General features: G+C 40.4%; 24 protein-coding genes, 1 tRNA gene, 3 rRNA genes and 1 pseudogene. 21 read left to right on the plus strand and 8 right to left on the minus strand.

Features of this window, described 5'->3' with window-relative positions:
- Nucleotides 1-8 precede the first annotated feature (8 nt).
- Together FN924_RS05375 and FN924_RS05380 are read right to left on the minus strand one after the other, a co-directional pair.
- Entirely contained in the window at nt 9-1,469 is a 1,461-nt protein-coding gene (locus FN924_RS05375; RefSeq protein ID WP_228409583.1) for a potassium/proton antiporter, read from the minus strand.
- Between the two features lie 84 nt (nt 1,470-1,553).
- Nucleotides 1,554-1,843, minus strand: a pseudogene (locus FN924_RS05380) (HNH endonuclease).
- A 92-nt stretch (nt 1,844-1,935) separates the two neighbouring features.
- Here FN924_RS05380 and FN924_RS05385 point away from each other — a divergent pair.
- From FN924_RS05385 to FN924_RS05405, 6 genes are all read left to right on the plus strand, one after another.
- Nucleotides 1,936-2,718 carry a hypothetical protein gene (locus tag FN924_RS05385; protein WP_143892461.1) on the plus strand — a complete coding sequence of 261 codons (783 nt, stop codon included), beginning with the start codon at nt 1,936-1,938 and terminating at the stop codon, nt 2,716-2,718.
- 1 nt (nt 2,719) lies between these two features.
- Nucleotides 2,720-3,187: a hypothetical protein gene (locus tag FN924_RS05390; protein WP_143892463.1), complete on the plus strand. Its 468-nt coding sequence runs from the start codon at nt 2,720-2,722 to the stop codon at nt 3,185-3,187.
- Between the two features lie 25 nt (nt 3,188-3,212).
- On the plus strand, nt 3,213-3,497 hold the full coding sequence (locus FN924_RS05395; RefSeq protein ID WP_143892464.1) for a hypothetical protein: 285 nt from the start codon (nt 3,213-3,215) through the stop codon (nt 3,495-3,497).
- A gap of 13 nt (nt 3,498-3,510) precedes the next feature.
- Nucleotides 3,511-4,251, plus strand: a complete 741-nt coding sequence (locus tag FN924_RS05400) for an outer membrane lipoprotein-sorting protein (RefSeq protein WP_158633942.1) — start codon at nt 3,511-3,513, stop codon at nt 4,249-4,251.
- An 83-nt stretch (nt 4,252-4,334) separates the two neighbouring features.
- The gene (locus FN924_RS18815) at nt 4,335-4,517 is read left to right on the plus strand and encodes a hypothetical protein (RefSeq protein ID WP_228409585.1); all 183 of its coding nucleotides are present in this window, start codon (nt 4,335-4,337) and stop codon (nt 4,515-4,517) included.
- Nucleotides 4,518-4,970: 453 nt separating this feature from the next.
- Nucleotides 4,971-5,492 carry an AAA family ATPase gene (locus FN924_RS05405; protein WP_228409586.1) on the plus strand — a complete coding sequence of 174 codons (522 nt, stop codon included), beginning with the start codon at nt 4,971-4,973 and terminating at the stop codon, nt 5,490-5,492.
- 9 nt (nt 5,493-5,501) lie between these two features.
- Here FN924_RS05405 and FN924_RS05410 read toward each other — a convergent pair whose 3' ends face one another.
- Both FN924_RS05410 and FN924_RS05415 read right to left on the minus strand, forming a co-directional pair.
- Nucleotides 5,502-5,951, minus strand: a complete 450-nt coding sequence (locus tag FN924_RS05410; protein WP_143892470.1) for a hypothetical protein — start codon at nt 5,949-5,951, stop codon at nt 5,502-5,504.
- Between the two features lie 85 nt (nt 5,952-6,036).
- Nucleotides 6,037-6,210 (minus strand): asparagine synthase, encoded by a 174-nt coding sequence (locus tag FN924_RS05415; protein ID WP_143892472.1) that lies wholly within the window; start codon nt 6,208-6,210, stop codon nt 6,037-6,039.
- Nucleotides 6,211-6,449: 239 nt separating this feature from the next.
- Between FN924_RS05415 and FN924_RS05420 the strand changes: the two genes are divergently transcribed.
- The 3 genes from FN924_RS05420 (at nt 6,450) to FN924_RS05430 (ending at nt 9,540) form a co-directional block, all read left to right on the plus strand.
- Nucleotides 6,450-7,523, plus strand: coding sequence for a M42 family metallopeptidase (locus tag FN924_RS05420; RefSeq protein ID WP_143892474.1), 1,074 nt, complete (start codon nt 6,450-6,452; stop codon nt 7,521-7,523).
- 21 nt (nt 7,524-7,544) lie between these two features.
- A complete protein-coding gene (locus FN924_RS05425; protein WP_143892476.1) occupies nt 7,545-8,096 on the plus strand; it encodes a GNAT family N-acetyltransferase in 552 nt (183 codons plus the stop codon).
- A 169-nt stretch (nt 8,097-8,265) separates the two neighbouring features.
- Nucleotides 8,266-9,540 carry an ATP-binding protein gene (locus FN924_RS05430; protein ID WP_143892477.1) on the plus strand — a complete coding sequence of 425 codons (1,275 nt, stop codon included), beginning with the start codon at nt 8,266-8,268 and terminating at the stop codon, nt 9,538-9,540.
- Between the two features lies 1 nt (nt 9,541).
- On the opposite strand, the gene FN924_RS05435 is transcribed toward FN924_RS05430, so the two are convergent.
- Nucleotides 9,542-10,063, minus strand: a complete 522-nt coding sequence (locus tag FN924_RS05435; protein WP_143892479.1) for a metallophosphoesterase family protein — start codon at nt 10,061-10,063, stop codon at nt 9,542-9,544.
- Nucleotides 10,064-10,152: 89 nt separating this feature from the next.
- On the opposite strand from FN924_RS05435, the gene FN924_RS05440 reads away from it, so the two are divergent.
- Nucleotides 10,153-10,587, plus strand: a complete 435-nt coding sequence (locus tag FN924_RS05440) for a VOC family protein (protein ID WP_143892481.1) — start codon at nt 10,153-10,155, stop codon at nt 10,585-10,587.
- 20 nt (nt 10,588-10,607) lie between these two features.
- On the opposite strand, the gene FN924_RS05445 is transcribed toward FN924_RS05440, so the two are convergent.
- Together FN924_RS05445 and FN924_RS05450 are read right to left on the minus strand one after the other, a co-directional pair.
- Nucleotides 10,608-11,351 (minus strand): SDR family NAD(P)-dependent oxidoreductase, encoded by a 744-nt coding sequence (locus FN924_RS05445; protein ID WP_143892483.1) that lies wholly within the window; start codon nt 11,349-11,351, stop codon nt 10,608-10,610.
- Nucleotides 11,352-11,425: 74 nt separating this feature from the next.
- Nucleotides 11,426-12,127: a DUF421 domain-containing protein gene (locus FN924_RS05450; protein WP_143892485.1), complete on the minus strand. Its 702-nt coding sequence runs from the start codon at nt 12,125-12,127 to the stop codon at nt 11,426-11,428.
- Nucleotides 12,128-12,736: 609 nt separating this feature from the next.
- Between FN924_RS05450 and FN924_RS19260 the strand changes: the two genes are divergently transcribed.
- The 11 genes from FN924_RS19260 (at nt 12,737) to FN924_RS05500 (ending at nt 23,003) form a co-directional block, all read left to right on the plus strand.
- A complete protein-coding gene (locus tag FN924_RS19260; protein ID WP_228409587.1) occupies nt 12,737-13,204 on the plus strand; it encodes a hypothetical protein in 468 nt (155 codons plus the stop codon).
- Nucleotides 13,205-13,217: 13 nt separating this feature from the next.
- Complete coding sequence (locus FN924_RS05460; RefSeq protein WP_143892489.1) at nt 13,218-13,760, plus strand: hypothetical protein; 543 nt, start codon at nt 13,218-13,220, stop codon at nt 13,758-13,760.
- Nucleotides 13,761-13,845: 85 nt separating this feature from the next.
- The gene (locus FN924_RS05465; RefSeq protein ID WP_143892491.1) at nt 13,846-14,688 is read left to right on the plus strand and encodes a DegV family protein; all 843 of its coding nucleotides are present in this window, start codon (nt 13,846-13,848) and stop codon (nt 14,686-14,688) included.
- Nucleotides 14,689-14,784: 96 nt separating this feature from the next.
- Entirely contained in the window at nt 14,785-15,675 is an 891-nt protein-coding gene (locus tag FN924_RS05470) for a YIEGIA family protein (protein ID WP_143892493.1), read from the plus strand.
- A gap of 12 nt (nt 15,676-15,687) precedes the next feature.
- Entirely contained in the window at nt 15,688-15,894 is a 207-nt protein-coding gene (locus tag FN924_RS05475) for a capping complex subunit for YIEGIA (RefSeq protein ID WP_143892495.1), read from the plus strand.
- Between the two features lie 387 nt (nt 15,895-16,281).
- Nucleotides 16,282-17,832 (plus strand): 16S ribosomal RNA (locus FN924_RS05480).
- Nucleotides 17,833-18,110: 278 nt separating this feature from the next.
- Nucleotides 18,111-21,023 (plus strand): 23S ribosomal RNA (locus tag FN924_RS05485).
- Nucleotides 21,024-21,136: 113 nt separating this feature from the next.
- Nucleotides 21,137-21,252: ribosomal RNA gene (gene rrf, locus FN924_RS05490) — 5S ribosomal RNA — on the plus strand.
- The 16S, 23S and 5S rRNA genes sit together here, the layout of an rRNA operon.
- 92 nt (nt 21,253-21,344) lie before the next feature.
- Complete coding sequence (locus tag FN924_RS18820; RefSeq protein ID WP_158633944.1) at nt 21,345-21,494, plus strand: hypothetical protein; 150 nt, start codon at nt 21,345-21,347, stop codon at nt 21,492-21,494.
- 93 nt (nt 21,495-21,587) lie between these two features.
- A tRNA-Met gene (locus tag FN924_RS05495) sits at nt 21,588-21,664 on the plus strand.
- A gap of 343 nt (nt 21,665-22,007) precedes the next feature.
- Nucleotides 22,008-23,003 (plus strand): phosphotransferase enzyme family protein, encoded by a 996-nt coding sequence (locus FN924_RS05500; RefSeq protein ID WP_143892497.1) that lies wholly within the window; start codon nt 22,008-22,010, stop codon nt 23,001-23,003.
- A gap of 34 nt (nt 23,004-23,037) precedes the next feature.
- Here FN924_RS05500 and FN924_RS05505 read toward each other — a convergent pair whose 3' ends face one another.
- Complete coding sequence (locus tag FN924_RS05505; RefSeq protein WP_158633945.1) at nt 23,038-23,721, minus strand: FadR/GntR family transcriptional regulator; 684 nt, start codon at nt 23,719-23,721, stop codon at nt 23,038-23,040.
- Nucleotides 23,722-23,871: the final 150 nt, after the last annotated feature.

Here is a 23,871-nt window from a genome sequence, read left to right on the forward strand (position 1 = left end):
TAGGAATGTTAGATTTCTTTTTGGAATGGAATTTTCATCATAAAGATATGATTTACTTGTTTCCGTTTTGACTTTGGAGCCAAAACGTACACAATATCACCTTCTTGAAGCATCGTTGTACCAGTTGGTGTTACTACATTTTCTCCTCTTATCACTGCAGAAATCAGCACATCATCAGGGAGTTTTATTTCAGAGAGCGTTTTGTTTAAGACAACAGAGTGTTCTTTAATTACAATTTCAGATATTTCGGATGATGATTTACCAATAGATACTAATTCCAACGTATGTGGGGAAGAGACTTTTTCCTTCCTTGATAGTCCAAGATAATCCGCCAAAGGAGAGATTGCTGCTCCTTGAACTAAAGCGGATGTGAACACGACGAAAAATACAACATTAAATAAAAGCTGACTATTGTTAAGTCCTGCTATCATGGGGTAGGTCGCGAGAACGATTGGCACAGCTCCTTTTAAGCCTGAAATGGATAAGAAAACTTTATCTTGAATAGTAAATCCCATTTTTACAGTGCTTAAGAAAACTCCAATTGGCCGTGCTACTAGAATAAGCAATATGGAAAGAACTACACCTTGCCAAAAGATATCTAATAACTGATTCGGGAAGACGAGCAAACCTAACAAGATAAACATAAGGATTTGCATCATCCATGCAAATCCTTCGTTAAATCGAAAGATAGAATGGCGATAAGTTAGATCCGAATTCCCGACTAGTAAAGCCATTACATAGACAGCCAAAAATCCGCTGCCTTCAAGAAGACTAGTAAGGCTATAGGTCAAAATAGCAAATCCTAAGGAAAGGATTGGATAAAGACCAGAGGAATCTAAGTTAATTTTGTTAATGCTCCAAACAGTTAATTTCCCCATTAGGATTCCAGCAACCAATCCAAATCCCATTTGCCATAGGAAGCGTATAGTAATCCCGAAAATGTTTAATTCTGGAGACTGAATAAGTGAGATAAGAGAAACGGTAAGAAAAACCGCCATTGGATCGTTAGTACCTGATTCTGCTTCCAATGTTGACCTAAGTCTTTTTTTTATATTTTTGTTGCCTATTACAGCAAAGACGGCTGCTGCGTCTGTAGATCCAACAATAGCTCCAAATAATAATCCTTCTAACCATGTTACATCTAGTATGTACTTGGCCAATACACCTATGACGAATGTAGTGAGTAACACACCTACTGTTGCCAGGGCTAGGGAAGGTTTTATGACTTTCTTTATATGGCCCCAGTTACTCTGCATCCCACCTTCAAACAGAATGACAACGAGAGCGAGAATTCCAAACAACTGAGTAAGTAGCGCATTATCATAGTATATAAAGTTAGATAAAATCATGCCTACCATGATATAGAAAACAAGGGATGGAAGACCGAGTCTAGAGGAGAATTTAGTAGTTAACACACCGACAATAAGTAATATCGACACAAGTAGAAAGGAATGATTGATGTTTTCCACTAGTATGAATCCGCTCCTTTCATTAGGAACTTAACAATTTAATTATATCAAACGGTATTTTAAAAGAATAATATTCCACTTCATTTATCTTCCTTTTCTCTTTCTATCGTTTGACTTCTTAATTTTCATGATTCGTGTGGATGGTTGTTTACGGATCCATTTTATAAAACGAGAAAGCTGGTCATCACGACGTAATTCTTCTAAGGTGGTCAAACGAATAGAATTTCCTCATTCGTATAAAGTGCATGAATTTGCTTGTGACAAGGAATACAAAGGGTTGCGGTAGCTCCAAAGGTTCCTCCTTCCTCCTTAGGAAGTAAATGGTGGATTGTTGTCACCACTTTGTCTCTGCCACAGAGTTCACAAAATCCCATGTTCCCCCTCCTATTATTCGGACTAACTCGTTTGCATGCTTCTATATTATTTGCAGAAACTATTTTCACACACGGATATAGAGGTGCTTTTTATGACACGACAAGGCAAGCAAAAAAGAATCCAACTCGCACATCTTAGTATTTTTGGTACCACCCAAATCCACTTACGTAACCCATATATCATTGCTATGTGGTCCATAGCTTTTCCAGGCTATGGCCATTTGTTGCTAAATAAATACATTCGTGGCTTTAGTTTAGTACTGTGGGAAATTATTATTAATCAAATGATTCATCTAAACGAGGCGATGGTATATACGTTCAATGGAAATGTAGAGGGGGCAATTCAAGTATTAAATATACAGTATATGCATTTATATATTCCCGTTTACCTATTTGGGATATGGGATAGCTATAGAACTACGGTAGATTTAAATAAAATGTATTTGATTGGTGAGAGTAAATCTCCTAATGTAGATAGACTCATTATTAAACCATTTGAAATTAACTATTTGGATAAGCGTAATCCGATTGCAGCTACACTTTGGGCTATGACAATACCGAGTGTTGGACAATTATATAATCACAGAGTTATCGGTGCCATATTCACTTTGACTTTGACTGTGGTGTTTATGATGCATTCTCACTTTTTGGAAGCCTTTCACTATTTACTCTTAGGGGATATAAGAAAATCAAATGAAGTGCTAGACCCCCAGTGGCTGTTGTATTTACCTTCATTTTACTTTTTCACGATCTATGATACCTATATGAATACGGTGGAAGATAATAAGTTGTATGAAACCGAGCAAAAGAAATACTTGAAAAGCTTCTATCAACCCTCGGGTTTTTCGGTCAAGAAAGGTGTGAAAGTAAACTAATATGCAAGTGTTTGCAACCTTTGATCATTCACAATATGTTGAGCTTACGATTCGGAAACTGGAAGAAGAAGGATTCAATCAAATTTTTGCTGTTCCATTAGATAAACGTACAGAAGGTGCAAAGCTTTTTGATACGTTACACAGGTCAGATGGAGTTTCCCTTATTAATAAAGGAATGTTTCTAGCTGTAATATTTGCTGTAATTGGTTCTAGTCGTGGATTTGAGCTGCAGTGGGGTCCGATTTCCTGGGGATTAATTGGTGCGGGTGGAGGATTTGTAATGGGGGTTCTCATCGATTTGTTTCTTGTTGCTTTGAGAAGAAAAAAACATAAAGTAATGCGAGGGCAGCAAGCAGATGTCATTTTAGTTGTTACCTGCGAGAAAGCAGAAGGAAAACGAGTGGAAGAAATATTTTGGGAGCATCTAGCATTTGGGGTGGCCAAAGTGATGACGGAAATGGAAACATAATCAGCAGGCAAAGGAGAGAAAAGGGATGTACAAGGTTGTTCTTTCATTGTCGCTACTCTTTTTAATTATCTGTAGTGGTTGTACAGATGATCAAATAAATGTGGATGAACTCATTGCGAATGTAATAGAAGCACAAGAAAATAGGACTTCCTATCATGCGGAGGTCTCAACTATAACTAAGTATGATGGGATAGAAGAAACGGTTAAACATGAAGAGTGGCTTGAACATCCGGATAATAGCAGAGTGGAATATGAGGATGGCTATCTCATCGTTAGTAATAAAGAGCATACATACATGGCTTTACGATGAAAAGGTAAATGAGGTGATTGTTCAGGACACGGAAGAAAAGGCATTCAAACAGACGGATTATTTAAAAGATATGATCGGGGAAATGGTCAATAATAAAACAGTTGAATTAGTTGGAACGGAGGAAATTTCGGGAAGAAATACGTATCACGTTAGGTTGACACCAAAAGATACAGAACTCTATCAGAAAGAAATGGAGTTCTGGTTTGATGAAAAGACATGGGTTCCATTAAAGATTCATACAGGAATGGAGGACTTTGAAACCACCATTGTGTACGATAATGTAGAATTTCAAAAAGATCTTGATGATGCCTTGTTTACCTTTAATATTCCTGAAGATGCCAATGTGTTAACCGCTGACGATTTTGAAGTAGAGAAACGATCTCCAGAAGAGATTCAGGAGTTAGCTTCGTTCCCAATTCCTGAAATAACAAAGCTACCTAAAAACTACGAATTAGTGGATAGCTACTATGATCAAGCCTATCAAATGGCTAACTTCGTTTATTATCATAATGATAATGAAATGGACAGTATTGCCTTCATGGTGAGTGCAGATCCTGAAGGGGAAATGTTGGATGGGATTCCATTCGAGGAAGGGGAGGCTATTACGATTGCAGGGAAGGACATGACATATATTTCCTATGAGGAAATGCAAAGCTTTATTTGGGGCGTAAACGGCGTATTGTATGATGTCACGATAATGAGTCAAGAAATTTCGAAAGAAGAAGCGATTGACATCGTTAAATCCATACAATGATAAAGCTCGTATTTCGTTTACTTTTTAACCGGAAAGGGATATACTATAAATTAATTTAATGAAAGGGAGTGTTATCTTCATACATGGGCGACGATGATAAACGGGTCTCCAAGTTGTATCGCAAGGTGATGACTTCGAATGAGATGAAAGCCTTTTTAATTCTAGAGAAGTGTGATGATGCAATTAAAAAGGAATTGAAGTTAAAATTAGAACGCAATGGATCAACTAGAGCAAGGGACATGCTTGAAAGATTACAAAATATTTAAAGGGAAATGACTGACCGAATGAAAGGTTCAGTCTTTTTTTCTGTGACAATGTGCTAAAATGATGAAAAAGCGTGGAAAAAAGATGGTAGAGTTAAACCTTCCGACCTTTCATCCTACTGGCTAGAATTAAACCTCATCCATTTCTATTTATAAAGAGTGTTCATGATGGAGAGCCGGAATACTATGCAAGAATTTTTATTATGACGAAATATGAAGGTCAAGGTTACGGTCAAGAAGCAGCTAGACAGCTTTTTAAGTTATTCAAGGGGATTGGGATGCTGGTCAAACTGAAAAAAACTATCGGGCACAAGACTTTTGAGGAATGTTGACTTATAAATTGACGAACGGGACTGTTTTGGAATGAATTGAAAATCGAAAGTCCATTCCATCGTTTCATTGAAATAATAAAATAGTATGATGGAGGGAAACCGTTACCTAAGGGGGGAGAGCTGTTTGGTCCGTAAACCGAGAAGACTGCAACGAATCCATATCATAGGTTCTGTTGGTAGCGGAAAAACGACTTTGGCGAAAGAACTAAGCAAAAAATTAAAAATTCCACATTATGAACTGGATCAAGTCGTGTGGAATAGAACGAATGTAGGGGATGTTCGGAACAGTATAAATGTTCGGGACGAACAGTTTCATCAAATCATCGCATCCGAGTCATGGGTTGTAGAAGGCGTTCATCATGAGTGGATTTATGATGGGTTACAGAAAGCAGATATTATCGTGTTTTTAGATGTAAGAATTAAGATGCGAAAGTGGAGGATATGGAAACGATTTGTGAAACAAATACTACGAATAGAACCGTCTCATTATCGGCCCTCTTTACGTATTTTGCGAAAAATGTTCATTTGGAATAGACAGTTTGAAAAAGAAAATAGACCAGAAATATTAAACATACTAAAAGAATTTAGTCATAAAACTTGGATCGTATCAAGCAGTGAGGAAATAAAGAAAGCATTATTAAGATAAATACCCCGGCTATGCTTTTCGATTACACCACTTCTTTAAAAGAAATCCGACCAGTAGACCTGGTATAACTGAGAGCATGGGAAAAAACACCGGTCCGGGAAACCAATTCAAAATGGTAATCTTAGGGGATATCATGAGACCAAAAGTTACGAAGTACGCAGAGAAAACAAATGGTAGGAACGAATAGTTTTGTGTTCCTCCTCCAGCATCCTTAAAAGCATCCCACATGGAAAAGAAGTACACGCAAGGATAAAACATTAACCAATCAAAGTTAGCTACTTCTAGTGCATAATGGGTTTCTCCTCTGAAGCTAAAGTAAATCATGGAATTAAATTTGGCATTTACGTTAATTAAAAACTCTAATAAAATAAACAATATTCCTTTAATATAAGAGTGATTTAAGAGCTGACCAAACCCGGGGAAAGCAACACTCCAAAACAAGACTTCCTGTGGCTTCAATGTTCAGTCCCCTTTCTTTCTTTATCCATACTTATACCTCCAGTTTATAAAGGCAAGACGAGTATACTCGTCTTGCCTTCGTCTATTATCGACGATTTTTCACTAAATCAATCGTACCAAGAACAACATGAGCCAATCCAAATCCAAAGATGGTGTTTGCCACCATTTTATTAGAACCTTTTCTTTGCTTTAGTGCATAGCCGGTTGCTGTTACAGCAGTACCTAGTGCAGTTGGAATCATACCTTCACGTGTTTCCATATAAGTTCCTCCTTTAGATGTGATTTTCGCTCTTTCCTATTGTTTGCTTGGATGCATGAAACCATGTAAACGAAAGGTTATGTAACCGTTTCCAACATCAATTAATAAATGGCAATCCTATCTTGTATTTGGAAGTCATGGAGAATGGACAACTATAGAGAATACAGTATTACTCGTTGCTGTATGTTTTTCACCTTTTCGATAAGAAAATTATGTTACTATAAAAAAAGAAGAGGATAATGAAAGGGGAAGACAACGTGAGTACATATCCAAACGTTACTGAAACTAAAGAACTGATTAAGAAGCTTGTTTCTATCCCTAGTCCATCTGGAAATACGAATAAGGTTATTTCCTTCGTGGAAGCGTATCTACGAGATTTAAACGTAGAAACAACACGCAATCGAAAGGGTGGACTTATTGCAACGCTTCCAGGTGAAAAGGAAAGCGAGCATCGTATGCTAACAGCGCATGTGGATACCCTTGGAGCGATGGTGAAAGAAATAAAAGCTAACGGCCGCCTTCGACTAGATCTTATTGGAGGATTTCGTTACAACTCCATAGAAGGGGAATATTGTGAAATTGAGACTGCATCGGGAGAGATTATTACGGGAACGATATTGATGCACCAAACCTCTGTTCATGTATATAAAAATGCAGGAGAAGCTGAGCGAAACCAGGTAAATATGGAAGTTCGACTCGATGCAAAGGTGGAAAATGCAGAGGAAGTTCGCAAACTTGGAGTAGAAGTGGGTGATTTTGTATCCTTTGATCCAAGAGTTCAGCTTACAGACAACGGATTTATCAAATCCCGTCATTTAGATGATAAAGCGAGTGTGGGCATTTTACTTCAACTTATCAAAAGAATAAAAGACGAAAATATTGTCCTACCATACACCACGCATTTTCTTATTTCCAATAACGAAGAAATTGGATATGGTGGAAATTCTAATATCACTCCTGAAACTGTAGAATACCTTGCCGTTGATATGGGGGCAATCGGAGATGGACAATCAACGGATGAATATACGGTATCCATTTGCGTAAAGGATTCAAGTGGTCCATATCATTATGGGTTAAGAAAGCATCTTGTAGAATTGGCCGCTAAGCATGACATCGGGTATAAATTGGATATTTATCCTTTTTACGGTTCCGATGCATCCGCTGCGATTCGAGCAGGACATGATATTGTGCATGGATTAATTGGACCGGGGATTGATTCATCCCATGCATTTGAAAGAACCCATGAATCTTCCTTAATTCAGACAGAAAACTTACTATTTCATTATGTTCAAACTCCATTGGTGTCCTATTAAAGAGACGATAAGGAGGTAGACATGTTTACTCACAAGATTGATGAAAATCTTGCTTTAAAGCTTCTTGAACAACAGGATGCGCAACGTGTTTTTGAGTTAATTGAACAATCTAGAGAGTATTTAAAGCAGTGGTTACCTTGGTTAGACATGACAAAGGATGTTTCGGACACTAGAACTTTTATTAAAGGAACACGAGCAAATTATGTTGAAAATAAAGGCATGACAGCTGCGATTCTTTATAAAAAAGAAATAGTTGGTATAGCTGGATTTAATGAACTGGACTGGGTGAATCGAAGTGCAGTAATTGGATACTGGTTAGGAGAACCTTTTGCCGGAAAAGGGATTATGACGAAGGTTGTACACGCGTTAGTTGATCTAGCATTTTCTGAATTGAAAATGAATCGTATCGACATACGAGTCGCAAGCGAGAATAGAAGAAGTAGAGCAATTCCTGAAAAGTTAGGTTTCTCCATAGAAGGCACGTTAAGGCAAGCAGAATGGCTCTATGATCATTTTGTGGATCATGTGGTATATAGTATGTTAGCAGAGCAATGGAAACGAAACGATAAGTAAAAAGAGGGTTAGTGACTAACTAGCTCTCTTTTGCGTGACAAGATTCGTTGAAAATTCTTTAATTGGTTGACAATAAGTTTGATATCTACAAAATAAGGGTAATTATTGCTATAATAATGTCGAAAACCTCCATTACATATGAATATTTATTTGGAAAGGGACTATTTCTATGGCAGAAACTAAAGGTAGAGAGATAACGGTGTCTCAAGATAGACTTTCTCAAGGCGGTCATATTTTATATACGTATAGTGACCATGAAAAATACCTTCGCAATGCTACGAACTTCATTGAAGAAGGGATACAACTTGGCCATGGAATTATTTTTGTGGATTCACAACATAACCAACAACTCATTTGGAAGTATCTATTAAAAAATGGTATTGAGCAAGAGGATATAGACTCCATAGTTTTTAAAAACGTTGAAAACTTTTATAGGAAAACGGCAGCGGACACCTCTTATCATTTTGCGAAAGTACTACAAGAAGTCGGTGGTCATAAAATTGTTCGAACATGGGGCGTAGCGGATACGGATGTTTTAGATGAACAAGAACTTTATCTTTATGAAGAAGATTGTAACAGGCACGTGAAAGATAAAGGAATCATCTCTGTTTGTGTATTTAATGCTCAAAAGCTTTCTACCAAAACTTGTATAAGATTGTTAGAATCCCATGATTATTACATGACAGATAGTCAGATTGTTCCCACCCAGATTTATCGAACCAATCAATATGAGGTCCCATCCATCGTGGAACAAATCAATATTGAAAAATCAGCGGAGGAAGATTTGATTCGATCTGAGCAATTATCCTTTGCAGGACAGCTCGCCGCTGGAATATGCCATGAAATACGAAATCCTTTGACTACCATAAAAGGTTTTTTTCAATTTATTAAAGAAATGGACCATAAAGAGGAAAAGTACTTTGATGTGATTGATGAAGAATTAAATCGCATTGAAAAAATCACAACGGAACTATTGTTGCTTGCTAAACCAAATTCTGAATCTCGCTCCAAACAAAATTTGGTCGAACTTGTGGAAAATGTTCAAATGTTACTTAGTACGCAAGCGGTGTTGAAGGAAATTTCTATTGAAACGATTTTCCTTGATGAAGAATTAATCATTGATTGTGATGTTTCAAAAATAAAACAAGTGCTCATCAATTTAATAAAAAATGCAATAGAAGTAATGGACAGAGGGACCATTACGATTACTGCGAAGCGAAGTGGCAATATGGCATTACTTTCGATAGCTGATGAGGGACCAGGGATGTCCCAAGAGCACATTCAAAAAATTGGGGAGCCCTTCTTTACAACAAAGGAAAAAGGAACAGGATTAGGACTTATCATCTGTCTAAACATCATAAAAAACCATAATGGCAAAATGAACATAGAAAGTGAATTGGGGGAAGGGACTACCTTTAAAGTCTCCTTACCGTTAGTACAGTAGCTTAGGGCTTGGACAAAATCTCCAGCCCTTCTTTATTATCATAAAAGATGTGTTCTAATTTAACAGTTTCTTCTATTGTAATCCTTCCAAATGAGTATTGGCTTTGTCTTCGCTTGTCGGTCGCAGAACCAGGATTGAACATCGTTACACCGTGGAGTACGTTATGTACAGGAATATGAGAATGCCCAAAAATAATAATATCTACTTCCTCGTCTTTAAATGCTTCGTAAGCTCTTTTCTCCGTGGTCTTACCTTGACCATGTCCGTGTACGACACCAATGTTCACCCCGTTACATTCTAATAACTGTTTCCAGCCTAGTGCTTTGACAAGGCTAGGTTCATCTACATTACCGGCAACCCCTACAACTTTTATTTCCTTTTGCAAAAAACGGAGTACTTCTATCGTTTGCCAGTCGCCTGCATGAATTAATAAATCTGCTTCTCTAATGGCATCGATTAATGGGGACGGGATGTGGAAGCCTCTTTTTGGTATATGTGTATCTGAGATAACAATAATACGCATGTTACATGTCTCCTTTTTATAAGTAACGGAAGGATATAAGAGATTTTTACCGAAATATTAGGTATATTATAATGGAAGGAGAGGTTCAGTTGAATCGTATTAATTTAATTGCATTAGGCGTTCGTGACATGAAAGTTTCTGTTTTATTTTATCGTGACGGATTAGGGTTTTCCACCTCGGAAACTGCAGAAAGCCCATCTATCGTTTTTTTTAATAATGCAGGTACAAAGCTGGAGTTGTATCCATTAGAATTGTTGGTGAAGGATATTAATGAAGAAAATCCCCCGGAAGTTCGCAATGGGTTTACCGGAATCACTCTTGCTTATAATGCGAAATCAAAGGAAGAGGTAGATGAAGTCATTCAACGGGCGGAAAGGGCAGGAGGTAAGATTGAAAAGAAACCTCAGCATGTGTTCTGGGGTGGATATAGTGGATACTTCTCAGATCCTGATGGATACATGTGGGAGGTTGCGTATTCCGAACACTGGAAATTTGATGACCAAGATATGCTTATTATTGAATGAGGAAGGCCTATGCCTTCCTCTCAGTGCTCATAGATCATTTTCCGTGTCATTCCACCATCTATAATTATATTTTCTCCTGTAATAAAGTCATTGCGAGGATCGGTTAAAAAGATACATGCTCTGGCGACATCATCTGGCTTGCCTACACGGTTTGCTGGGTGTTGTCTATGATCTACCGAACGCAATGCGTCATAATCTCCTGTTTCAATCCATCCGGGACTAATCGCATTTACTCGAATACCGTCTTCTGACAACGACAATGCTAATGCGTGCGTCAATGCAGAAATTCCTCCCTTAGAAGCGGCGTAGGCTTCCGAGTTTGGTTCGGACATAAATGCTCGTGTGGAAGCTATATTAATAATGGATCCGCCAATCTTGTTGTGTCTCATGACTTTTGCGACTTCTCTAGAGAAGACGAAAGCTCCACGTAAATTGGTATTTATGACATCATCCCATTCTGCTACAGTGAGGTCATAGACGTTGTGGAACGCAGAAACTCCTGCATTATTAATAAGGATATTTATATGTCCGAAGAGGGTTTGTACTTCCTCAACACAGTTGATAATTTCCTGTGGACTACGCACATCAATCTGAAAAAATCTTGCGTCTCCACCCTGTTGATAGATTGTCTGTACGGTCTTTTCTCCGGCCGTTCTATCCTTATCTACTACTGCCACTTTTGCTCCTTCTGCCGCATAGGCAATGGCAATGGATTTACCGATCCCGTTACCAGCTCCTGTTACAATGACTATTTGATTAACCACAGTTGCAACGATCCCCTTTTTTGTTTTCTAACTATTATATCAGGAAACATGGGTTGCAGAAAATCCATGGTTCTTTAATGAACGGTATCTTGTTTAAAATCAATATACAATGAACCATCCTTTTGAATTTCTGCATAAAATACGTCGGATACATCTTCCGCACCGGCTTTTTGGAGTTCTCCTTGTAACCATTCCTCATCCATATTAAGTTTGTCCAGGTTTACATAGTTTATTTTTCCACTTGATACTACCTCCGTCGACATCGGGTAAACGGGTTTTTTCTCGGATGATACCTTCATATCGGATTTTGAAACATTTTGCTTGGATTCCTTTTTCATCACAGAAAGTTTTCCATTCGTTTCAAAGATAGCATACTCAACATCTTTAATCGAAAATACCTTTTTTTGTCTCAATAATGCATTCAGTGCATCAATATCCAACCGAACTTTTCGCATTTCTTGTTCCATAATTTGTCCGTTTTTAATGACGATTCGAGGCTGACCTTCAATGACTGTCCTTGCTTCTTTTTTGGATCTAATGTCAAGGAAATCCATAAGTAAGGTGAATGCACTCCAACCTACTAATGCTAATACACCATTTCGAATAGACAGTGTATTGTTTATTACCAAGGAACCTCCAATCGTACCGATTGAAATCGCAGAAATGAAATTAAAGAATGTCATCTGGCTAATTTCTTTTCTTCCCATAATGCGAGCTAAAACTAATAAAGTGACGAATGCAATACTAGCCCGAACAGCAAGTTCAATTAATCCCATTTTCAAAACCTCCTTTTGCTACTAGTTTGTCTACTATTGCATTTTTCATGCCCTCTAAAAGTAGAAGTCTGAAGTTAAATCCGACTAAAGGCTGAGCGAAGTTCAACCTCTTTGCCGTTATGGAAAACGTCAGGCTGTCTATAATAAAGGTATCGAAAGGAAGAGGAGGAAAAAACATGCTGAATGAATTTGAAATTATGCGAGATATGAATGACCGTCGCCCAAGGTAATTGTGATGAAAGAAGGTGATAGGAAATGAATGAATACGAAATTGAGTATATGATGCAAGAACGTCGACCGAAGTAAAATGAAAATGGGGGTATCATGATGAATGAATTTGAACTGTTATATGAAATCCATGATCGAAGACCGAAATGACTTCTATATAGGACATTTAATTAATGGAGGATCGAATCATGGTATGTATAATGAGTATAAATTAAAAGTCTCTTCTAACATTCGTTGAAAGAGACTTTTGTTTTGCGTTAATCATAATCCTTTCCGTTTCGTGAAAACTACCTGTATGAATCATATGACAAGTAGACTAATTAGTTTATGCTTGGTTTTCTTATTTTGTTTCTCTCCGATCGTATTATTGGGCCATGTTAAATGGTTTACAACGAAACCACCTGTGAAAATTCCAATCGAAAATATTTTATCTCCATTATTTTTAACTGTAGCTATTTTAGTGGCTATACTTCTAGCAGCGCTTACTCAAATCATTCCAAAGGTAATGAATTTCTCTTTATGAAAATTAATGAGGCCCTTGAGGGGTTGCGTAGATACTCAAGGTATATATTGAAATACGGTACAGCGGGTGCTTTTCTCATTCAAGTATTATCAGGCACTATGTTTGCGCCTGAATTTGTTATTGACTATTCATGGCAAACCATCCTAATGTGGATTATCATTATTGGCTTATTGATTCCCCATCATATTACTACAAAGCTTGCAGCACTTATAATGTTTGGCCATTTTATAAATTTTTTTAAACTTCCTATTTGTATTAGCTACTTTTATTCTGATTTATTATCGTTTTGGATAAGACGTCTGCGTTTAATACATTCTAATTTATGAGGAGGGATTTTACATGTTAAAAGTAATAGATGTAGGATTAATGAGTAACCATTTAGAAGCACACGAAGGTGTCATGAAAAGGCTGGAAATGTTTCAGAAAATAACTGCAAATACGCAAGTTCAATCTATCTTAAGTCAACAGATCGAAATGATGAAAAACCACGTTCAAGTCATGAATCAATTGTTACAACCAAGCGAAACAACTAACCATATTCAAGTACCACCAATTCCACAACCGGTTGCCATAAAGCAAATGGATCCAACGTATGTTGGTCTAATAGAAGATAAATATATAGTGATGGATAGTCACTTTACAGCAACCGCTATGGCTAACGATAATTTTGTTTCAGCATCCAATATGAAAACAGTTCAAGTGAAACAAGCTCATATCGAAATGGGAAAACAACAACATCAGATTCAACAAATGTATGAAATGTTAAGTAAACAAATGGGATGGTCACACCAACCAGAAGCAACATCTATGGAACAACAACAAACTATCATCCCGTTGCAATCATCCAATCCACAGCAGTCCAATCATCAAGGATTAACCTAACTGTTTGTTAGGGTTTTCAATTGATAAAATTTATGTTAAACGGTATCCTATAGAAAAAGGGAAGAGATTAGGATTGGAGTGCAACATGGGAAAAATTGCTTGGATTACAGATAGTGCTTCTGGTTTGTCGCAAGAGTTTATAGAAAAACATAATATCTTTGTTTTGCCAATGAATGTCATTGTGAATGATATTTCATATCGTGAAGACATCGATATTACAAAAGAGGAATTCTACGAAAAACTGAAGGTGCATGGCATCGGTGCGAAAACAAGCCAACCAACCTTCGGTGAATTTGTGAATCTCTATGAGAAATTGAAAAACGAGTACGATTATGGAATAGCACTTCATGCATCTAGCGAGTTAACAGGAACTTATCAAAGTTCAAAGAGTGCATCGGAAATGTCTGGCTTTCCTGTAGAAGTGATTGATTCAAGAATTGGAGCCTATCCATTGGGGAAAATGATGGATATCGGTATCCAATTAGAAAATCAAGGTGTGGAATATGAGGAAATTGTCAAGACACTTCGCACACTACCTAGTAAAGCCCAAGTATTTCTTCTACCTGAGAGCCTAGAGCAATTAAGAAGAAGTGGAAGAGTAAGTGCTGCGAAATCAGCACTAGCAAGTATTATGAATATAAAGTTAATGCTATGTTTTGATGATGGCAAAGTGGTCATTCACGATAAAGTGAGAACGAGTAATCGGGCTCGAAAGAAAATGAACCAAATTATCTCGGAGACCATAGAAAAACATAGGCTAAAGGAATTGTGTATTTTACATGCTGGTGTATTCGAGCAAGCGCAACAATGGAAGGAAGAGCTTGAAAACATACATGAGCAAATCAAATTCAAAATTGAAACGCTTGTTCCTGTAGCTGGCGTTCATACAGGCTACGGTACACTGGGTGTGGCCTGGTTAGCGAATTAATGGAAACCTCTCTACAATGTAGAGAGGTTGTTTTATATACATATATATAGAAGGAACTGGACAATCTAAAAGATATGACAGTTACGGAGGTTGCTCATGTCAGACCAGATTCTTTCTACGGAACATATTGTTCTGATTGTTACAGCATTAGTAGTTGGTACGGTAGCTCGTGCTATTACTATTAAAGAAGACTTTAGACAATATCCTAGCTATCCGAATGGATATTTAATTCATCTCGTAACAGGGTTCGTTGCAGCTGCGCTTGGAGCGGTAGCCATACCGGCGCTCATGACAAAGAATTTTGTAGCTGTAACTTTTCTCACTTTAGCAATTCAACAATTCCGAGATGTACGTAAATCAGAGAGAGAAAGCCTAAAAGATTTAGAGAATACAGAGTTCACCTTTCGAGGAGATGCCTATATTGATGGAATCTCTAAAACGTTTGAAGCGCGAAATTACCTTGCCTTAGTTGTTGCCTTTATTACAGCACTTACAATTCAGCTTATTCGTACAGAGTTGTTATGGCTGGAGATGTTATTAGGTATTGTAGCTGGATTAGTTTGTTTATATTTGTTAAAGAGTTTTTCCAGAGGAAAAAGAATTGGAGATATTGCAGACGTAAAAGAAGGACTAGTTGAAGTGAAGGGATCGGAGCTATTCGTAGATGGTATATTTGTATCTAATATTCTAGGGAGTGAAAACGCAGCAACTATGTTTCAAAAAGAAGGAATTGCTGTAGTGTTAACTCCAAAGGAACAGCATTATCGAGTGACTTTAGATAATTTTGGACAAAGGCAGGCTGCCTTATTCGAAGCAACACGTACATTAGGAGTGAAAAGGTACCATTTTAGTAGGAAGGAATACAATCAAGGAAGGGTCGTTATCACGTTCGTTCCAATTCTAAGAGATGTTCCGAAATTAGTAGAAGCAATGAAGAATACGCCTGTTTTGGAAAGCTCTAAGAAGAGTCATGGATTAATGAAATAGTGAGGGATTAATTTGGGTAGAGAATCAAGTCAAAAACCTAGTTATGAAATATTAGCCTATCTTACGAAACATAAGGAAAGGTTCCTGGGAGGAACTCCTTTAGCACTTTTTGCGTCCGATGATGAACAGCTTTCTACGATGACTGCAGATATTGCGAAAGCTATGAAGGCGGATGTAGTAAGGATGAAGAACGGGGACTACTTGATTATCCGTGTATGAAAGAAGGAAATACTTTCCGGTATCTTTTTTTACCTTAGACGTATATACTAAGTAACACCGGCAAGCAAGAAACAAGATTAGAAAAAAAGTTGTTGACGTTAAATGAGTAAACATGATATAATAATTTTTGTCGCTTCTATTTACGCTTTGGATAAAAAAGAAGTTGAATCATAAAGTTATTGACTTATAGTTGTTGACTTGATATGATGTAAAAGTTGTCGATAAAAACAATCAAAACACTTTGATCCTTGAAAACTGAACAAAACAACCAGTATGTTAAGTAAGATTTTAGCTAGCTTTATTATTGAGCAAGCAAACACCAATGAGACAGCTTAAGTTCGCGACGTCCTGTCGCAACAGCTGCATGAGCACATCCGTGTGCGTCATCTATTGGAGAGTTTGATCTTGGCTCAGGACGAACGCTGGCGGCGTGCCTAATACATGCAAGTCGAGCGCGGGAAGCTATCTGACCCCTTCGGGGTGACGATAGTGGAACGAGCGGCGGACGGGTGAGTAACACGTGGGTAACCTGCCTATGAGACTGGGATAACTCCGGGAAACCGGGGCTAATACCGGATAACACTTTTTCCTGCATGGGAGAAAGTTGAAAGGCGGCTTTTGCTGTCACTTATAGATGGACCGCGGCGCATAGTAGTTGGTAGGGTAACGGCCTACCAAGGCAACGATGCGTAGCCGACCTGAGAGGGTGATCGGCCACACTGGGACTGAGACACGGCCCAGACTCCTACGGGAGGCAGCAGTAGGGAATCTTCCGCAATGGACGAAGTCTGACGGAGCAACGCCGCGTGAACGATGAAGGTTTTCGGATCGTAAAGTTCTGTTGTTAGGGAAGAACACGTACAGAGTAACTGCTTGTACCTTGACGGTACCTAACGAGAAAGCCCCGGCTAACTACGTGCCAGCAGCCGCGGTAATACGTAGGGGCAAGCGTTGTCCGGAATTATTGGGCGTAAAGCGCGCGCAGGCGGTTCCTTAAGTCTGATGGAAAGCCCACGGCTTAACCGTGGAGGGTCATTGGAAACTGGGGAACTTGAGTGCAGAAGAGGAGAGTGGAATTCCACGTGTAGCGGTGAAATGCGTAGAGATGTGGAGGAACACCAGTGGCGAAGGCGACTCTCTGGTCTGTAACTGACGCTGAGGCGCGAAAGCGTGGGGAGAACAGGATTAGATACCCTGGTAGTCCACGCCGTAAACGATGAGTGCTAGGTGTTAGGGGGTTTCCGCCCCTTAGTGCTGAAGTTAACGCATTAAGCACTCCGCCTGGGGAGTACGGCCGCAAGGCTGAAACTCAAAAGAATTGACGGGGGCCCGCACAAGCGGTGGAGCATGTGGTTTAATTCGAAGCAACGCGAAGAACCTTACCAGGTCTTGACATCCTCTGACCACCCTAGAGATAGGGCGTTCCCTTCGGGGACAGAGTGACAGGGTGCATGTTGTCGTCAGCTCGTGTCGTGAGATGTTGGGTTAAGTCCCGCAACGAGCGCAACCCTTGATCTTAGTTGCCAGCATTTAGTTGGGCACTCTAAGGTGACTGCCGGTGACAAACCGGAGGAAGGTGGGGATGACGTCAAATCATCATGCCCCTTATGACCTGGGCTACACACGTGCTACAATGGATGGTACAAAGGGCAGCGAAGCCGCGAGGTGAAGCAAATCCCATAAAACCATTCTCAGTTCGGATTGTAGGCTGCAACTCGCCTACATGAAGCCGGAATCGCTAGTAATCGCGGATCAGCATGCCGCGGTGAATACGTTCCCGGGCCTTGTACACACCGCCCGTCACACCACGAGAGTTGGCAACACCCGAAGTCGGTGAGGTAACCTTTTAGGAGCCAGCCGCCGAAGGTGGGGCCAATGATTGGGGTGAAGTCGTAACAAGGTAGCCGTATCGGAAGGTGCGGCTGGATCACCTCCTTTCTAAGGAAAGATAACGGAAGCCAGCTCTTCGGAGCTGGTCAGAGACATACTTGGTTGTTTGGTTCAGTTTTGAGGGATTAAATCCCTTCAATGAACTTCTGTTAAAACCGTCACGTCCTGTGACAACACAGAAGTCACCACGTCATGTGGAAGTTGTACCTTGAAAACTAGATAAGAGTATTAGGAAGTGAAGGCGACTGCTCAGGAGAGTTAGGAGCCGGAACTAGACTAAACAAGACATCAATTTTAGTAAAGACCACGTCTTTTCACAGACTATTAGTTAAGTGAAGAAGGGCGCACGGTGGATGCCTTGGCACTAGGAGCCGAAGAAGGACGGGACGAACACCGATATGTCTCGGGGAGCCGTACGTAGGCGTTGATCCGGAAATTTCCGAATGGGGAAACCCACTGCTCGTAATGGAGTAGTACCTATATTGAATCCATAGGATATAGGAGGCAGACCTGGGGAACTGAAACATCTTAGTACCCAGAGGAAGAGAAAGCAAATGCGATTTCCTGAGTAGCGGCGAGCGAAACGGAAACAGCCCAAACCAGAAAGCTTGCTTTCTGGGGTTGTAGGACACTCTATACGGAGTTACAAAGAAATAGTGTAGACGAATCGATCTGGAACGATCAGCCGAAGAAGGTAAGAGCCCTGTAATCGAAAGACTGTTTCCTCCAGAGTGGATCCTGAGTACGGCGGAACACGTGAAATTCCGTCGGAATCCGGGAGGACCATCTCCCAAGGCTAAATACTCCCTAGTGACCGATAGTGAACCAGTACCGTGAGGGAAAGGTGAAAAGCACCCCGGGAGGGGTGAAAGAGAACCTGAAACCGTGTGCCTACAAGTAGTCGGAGCCCATTAACGGGTGACGGCGTACCTTTTGTAGAATGGACCGGCGAGTTACGATCTCTTGCAAGGTTAAGTCGTATAGACGGAGCCGCAGCGAAAGCGAGTCTGAATAGGGCGTTGTAGTAAGGGGTCGTAGACCCGAAACCGTGTGATCTACCCATGTCCAGGGTGAAGGTCAGGTAACACTGACTGGAGGCCCGAACCCACGCACGTTGAAAAGTGCGGGGATGAGGTGTGGGTAGGGGTGAAATGCCAATCGAACACGGAGATAGCTGGTTCTCTCCGAAATAGCTTTAGGGCTAGCCTCAAGAAATGAGTACTGGAGGTAGAGCACTGATTGGACTAGGGGCCCTCATCGGGTTACCGAATTCAGTCAAACTCCGAATGCCAGCTACTTTATCTTGGGAGTCAGACTATGGGTGATAAGGTTCATAGTCGAAAGGGAAACAGCCCAGACCACCAGCTAAGGTCCCCAAGTATACGTTAAGTGGAAAAGGATGTGGAGTTGCTTAGACAACCAGGATGTTGGCTTAGAAGCAGCCACCATTTAAAGAGTGCGTAATAGCTCACTGGTCGAGTGACTCTGCGCCGAAAATGTACCGGGGCTAAACGTATCACCGAAGCTGTGGATTGTTCTTACGAACAATGGTAGGAGAGCGTTCTAAGTGCAGCGAAGTCAGACCGTAAGGACTGGTGGAGCGCTTAGAAGTGAGAATGCCGGTATGAGTAGCGAAAAAGAAGTGAGAATCTTCTTCACCGAATGCCTAAGGTTTCCTGAGGAAGGCTCGTCCGCTCAGGGTTAGTCAGGACCTAAGCCGAGGCCGAAAGGCGTAGGCGATGGACAACAGGTTGATATTCCTGTACCACCTCCTTTCCGTTTGAACGACGGGGGGACGCAGTAGGATAGGGAAAGCGCGCCGCTGGATGAGCGCGTCCAAGCAGTGAGTGAGTCAGATAGGCAAATCCGTCTGGCAATCACAAGCTGTGATGGGGAGGGAAATATAGTACCGAAGTTCCTGATTTCACACTGCCAAGAAAAGCCTCTAGTGAGGAAAGAGGTGCCTGTACCGCAAACCGACACAGGTAGGCGAGGAGAGAATCCTAAGGTGATCGGGAGAACTCTCGTTAAGGAACTCGGCAAAATGACCCCGTAACTTCGGGAGAAGGGGTGCTTCTTGCATGAGAAGCCGCAGTGAAAAGGCCCAAGCGACTGTTTAGCAAAAACACAGGTCTCTGCGAAGCCGAAAGGCGAAGTATAGGGGCTGACACCTGCCCGGTGCTGGAAGGTTAAGGGGATGCGTTAGCTTCGGCGAAGCGTTGAACCGAAGCCCCAGTAAACGGCGGCCGTAACTATAACGGTCCTAAGGTAGCGAAATTCCTTGTCGGGTAAGTTCCGACCCGCACGAAAGGTGCAACGACTTGGGCACTGTCTCAACGAGAGACCCGGTGAAATTATACTATGCGTGAAGATGCGCATTACCCGCGACAGGACGGAAAGACCCCGTGGAGCTTTACTGTAGCCTGATATTGAATGTTGGTACAGCTTGTACAGGATAGGTGGGAGCCTGAGAAACCGGAGCGCTAGCTTCGGTGGAGGCGCTGGTGGGATACCACCCTGGCTGTACGGACCTTCTAACCCAGGACCGTGATCCGGTTCGGAGACAGTGTCAGGTGGGCAGTTTGACTGGGGCGGTCGCCTCCCAAAGAGTAACGGAGGCGCCCAAAGGTTCCCTCAGAATGGTTGGAAATCATTCGAAGAGTGTAAAGGCAGAAGGGAGCTTGACTGCGAGACCTACAAGTCGAGCAGGGACGAAAGTCGGGCTTAGTGATCCGGTGGTTCCGCATGGAAGGGCCATCGCTCAACGGATAAAAGCTACCCCGGGGATAACAGGCTTATCTCCCCCAAGAGTCCACATCGACGGGGAGGTTTGGCACCTCGATGTCGGCTCATCGCATCCTGGGGCTGTAGTCGGTCCCAAGGGTTGGGCTGTTCGCCCATTAAAGCGGTACGCGAGCTGGGTTCAGAACGTCGTGAGACAGTTCGGTCCCTATCCGTCGTGGGCGTTGGAAGTTTGAGAGGAGCTGTCCTTAGTACGAGAGGACCGGGATGGACACACCGCTGGTGCACCAGTTGTTCCGCCAGGAGCATAGCTGGTTAGCTACGTGTGGAAGGGATAAGTGCTGAAAGCATCTAAGCATGAAGCCCCCCTCAAGATGAGACTTCCCATCATTTTAAATGAGTAAGATCCCTCAGAGACGATGAGGTTGATAGGTTCGAGGTGGAAGCATGGTGACATGTGTAGCTGACGAATACTAATCGATCGAGGACTTAACTAAACTTATAAAGCGGAAGTGTCCGGTGGACACGGAAGCTAGCCGTGGCTATAGCTCGTTTGATTGTCTAACTCTTATTTAGTTTTTAGGGTATAAACTCAACTTTACATTAAAGGTCTAGTGGCAAGAGCGAAGAGGTCACACCTGTTCCCATGCCGAACACAGAAGTTAAGCTCTTCAGCGCCCATGGTAGTTGGGGCATTGCCCCTGCGAGAGTAGGACGTCGCTAGGCCAACCAAATATACTTTTTATCATCGCGGGGTGGAGCAACGAGCAAAACTTCTACCGAATAAACTGCGAGTAACCCCGAAGCATTAATCCTCTTTGAATAAGCTAGAAGATGCAGGGGTTCAAACATTTGGTTTAAATCTAAACATTGCTCATGAAACAATATTAAATATTTTTTATCATCGCGGGGTGGAGCAACGAGCAAAACGTCCACCGAATAAACTGCGAGTAACCCTGAAGCACTAATCCTCTTTAAATAAGCTAGAAGATGCAGGGGTCCAATCACTTGGTTCAAGACCAATACTTTGCTCATGAACAACATATAATATTTATTATCGTCGCGGGGTGGAGCAGTCTGGTAGCTCGTCGGGCTCATAACCCGAAGGTCGTAGGTTCAAATCCTGCCCCCGCAACCAAAATATTTATCCTGACTACGTCGAACTACTTCTTAGCTAGGATAAAATCAGAAGTACTCGAAGAGTGCAACCAAATTTCTTACTACGTCGAATTAACTTCCATGTTAAAAATTTATAGTAGTACTCGAAGAGTGCAACCAATCATTTTCTAACAACGTCGTTTTGCTTCTCTGTTAGAAAATAATAGTAGTACTCGAAGAATACAACCAATCATTTTCTACCGACATCGAATTAAATATACATATTCCAAACCTAGAATCAATAGACGATTCTAGGTTTTTCGTTGCAAACAGATTTACTGTGATAAAATAAAATCAATAAATAGTGAATGGAGTTGAGTCTGATGGAGAAGATGATTGAAAAGATATTAACAGAAGAAGTGTTGAGTTATTTCAGCGAAAAATTTCAGTTAAGAAACGACCGAAAAAAACTTGGGGATTTTGAAAACTATGTGTTCGAAGTATATCAAGACGAAACTCCATACATATTACGTTTAACACATAGTTCTCACAGACACGAAGAAGAACTCCATTCTGAAGTTGATTGGCTTAATTTTTTGTTCAACAATGGGCTCAGAGTACCTAAAGCACATCTCTCCATAGATGGAAATCTTGTAGAAAGCTTAATAGCATCTGATGGGTCTAGCTTTCATGCTAGTTTATTTTCGAAAGCTGAAGGAAAACAAGTTCGTTTCTCTGATCCGGAATTTTCCAAGAAGCTATTTTTTAAATGGGGTCAAATGATAGGGAGCATGCACCGAGTAACCAAGAAGTACACTCCAGAACCAAATATTAAAAAACGACCTAACTGGGATGAGGACGATTTACTCGATGTAGGAAGATATGTTCAAGACAAAGTAGTTGTAGACAAAGTTACCGAATTTTTAACGGAATTAAATAAGCTTCCAAAGAACAACGATAATTTTGGACTAATTCATAATGATATTCACTCGGGAAATTTCTTTTATAATGGAAAAAACGTTGAAGTATTTGATTTTGATGATAGCTGTTATTTGTGGTTTGCATCAGATATAGCCATTCCATTATATTATTCTATTTTGGGAAGATTTCCAAAGGAGAAATATAAGGAGAAAGAAGCATTCGCAAAAACATTTTTGCATGCGTTTATAGATGGTTATAAAGTGGAAAACCGACTTCCAGCCGATTGGGATAAGAACTTGCCTTTGTTTTTCCGGTTAAGAGATATCACACTTTACACGGTGCTCCATAAAAAAATAATGGAAGAAGATAGAGACGAGGATGTGAAAAGTCTAATAATCGAGCTTAGAGAACGAATTGTTAGTGGCGACTCGATAGTAGATGTGAAGAATATACTTTAGAGAAGAGCCTATTCACCGCTAGATGAATAGGCTTTTATATGCTTTCAATGGATGTTCGAACAGATTCCATAATTTCGGTAAAAGCTTGTTTAGCTTGGAACGTGTCTTTATTTTTAATAGCTAATAATAGTGATTCATGATGAGGATAGCTTGGGTCAAAAATATCCTGTTTCCCAAATGGCTCATTCCAAAACTCGTAAAAAGAATCCCAAACAGACTCAATAATACTTTTCAGCAGTTCGTTTTTAGAAGCATCATATATAGTACGATGGAATAATGAATCTGCTTGATTTGCATTATCTCGGTCATCAAGTTCAATAAAACGGACGTATTCTTTCAGATAGAACTCCATTTTGTTAATTTCATCTTCTGTGGCAAATTTCGCTGCCAATTCAACTGCTTTACCTTCTAATGCAAATCTAACCTCAAGCGCTTCTAATAGAAAATGCTTCTCATTTGTAATATCAAAAGAGGTATGAATTTGATAAGGATTTGTATCTTTAACAAAAGTACCTTTTCCATTCAATATTTCTAGTATTCCTTGGGATTCGAGTAGCTGTAATGCTTCCCGCAACGTAGATCTCCCAATTCCTAGACTATTAATTAGTTCTGATATAGAAGGAAGACGATCCCCCTCTTTCAATTGTTCTTGTTTAATATACTGCTTAATCTCTTCAGCAGCTCGTTCGGAAAGCCTTGGCTTCCTTAAGGTCTTCAATATGAGATCACCACCATGCTGAATAATTAGTGATTTTATTATATCAGAAAATAACATAAATAGTCGTAATAAGTATTCAGAAAAATCTAACCTTTCATACAGGTTGAAAGTATGATAGTATAAAAGTGAAATTTTAGAGAGGGGGGTAGG

The sequence above is a fragment of the Radiobacillus deserti genome (assembly GCF_007301515.1).
GTDB lineage: Bacteria > Bacillota > Bacilli > Bacillales > Amphibacillaceae > Radiobacillus > Radiobacillus deserti.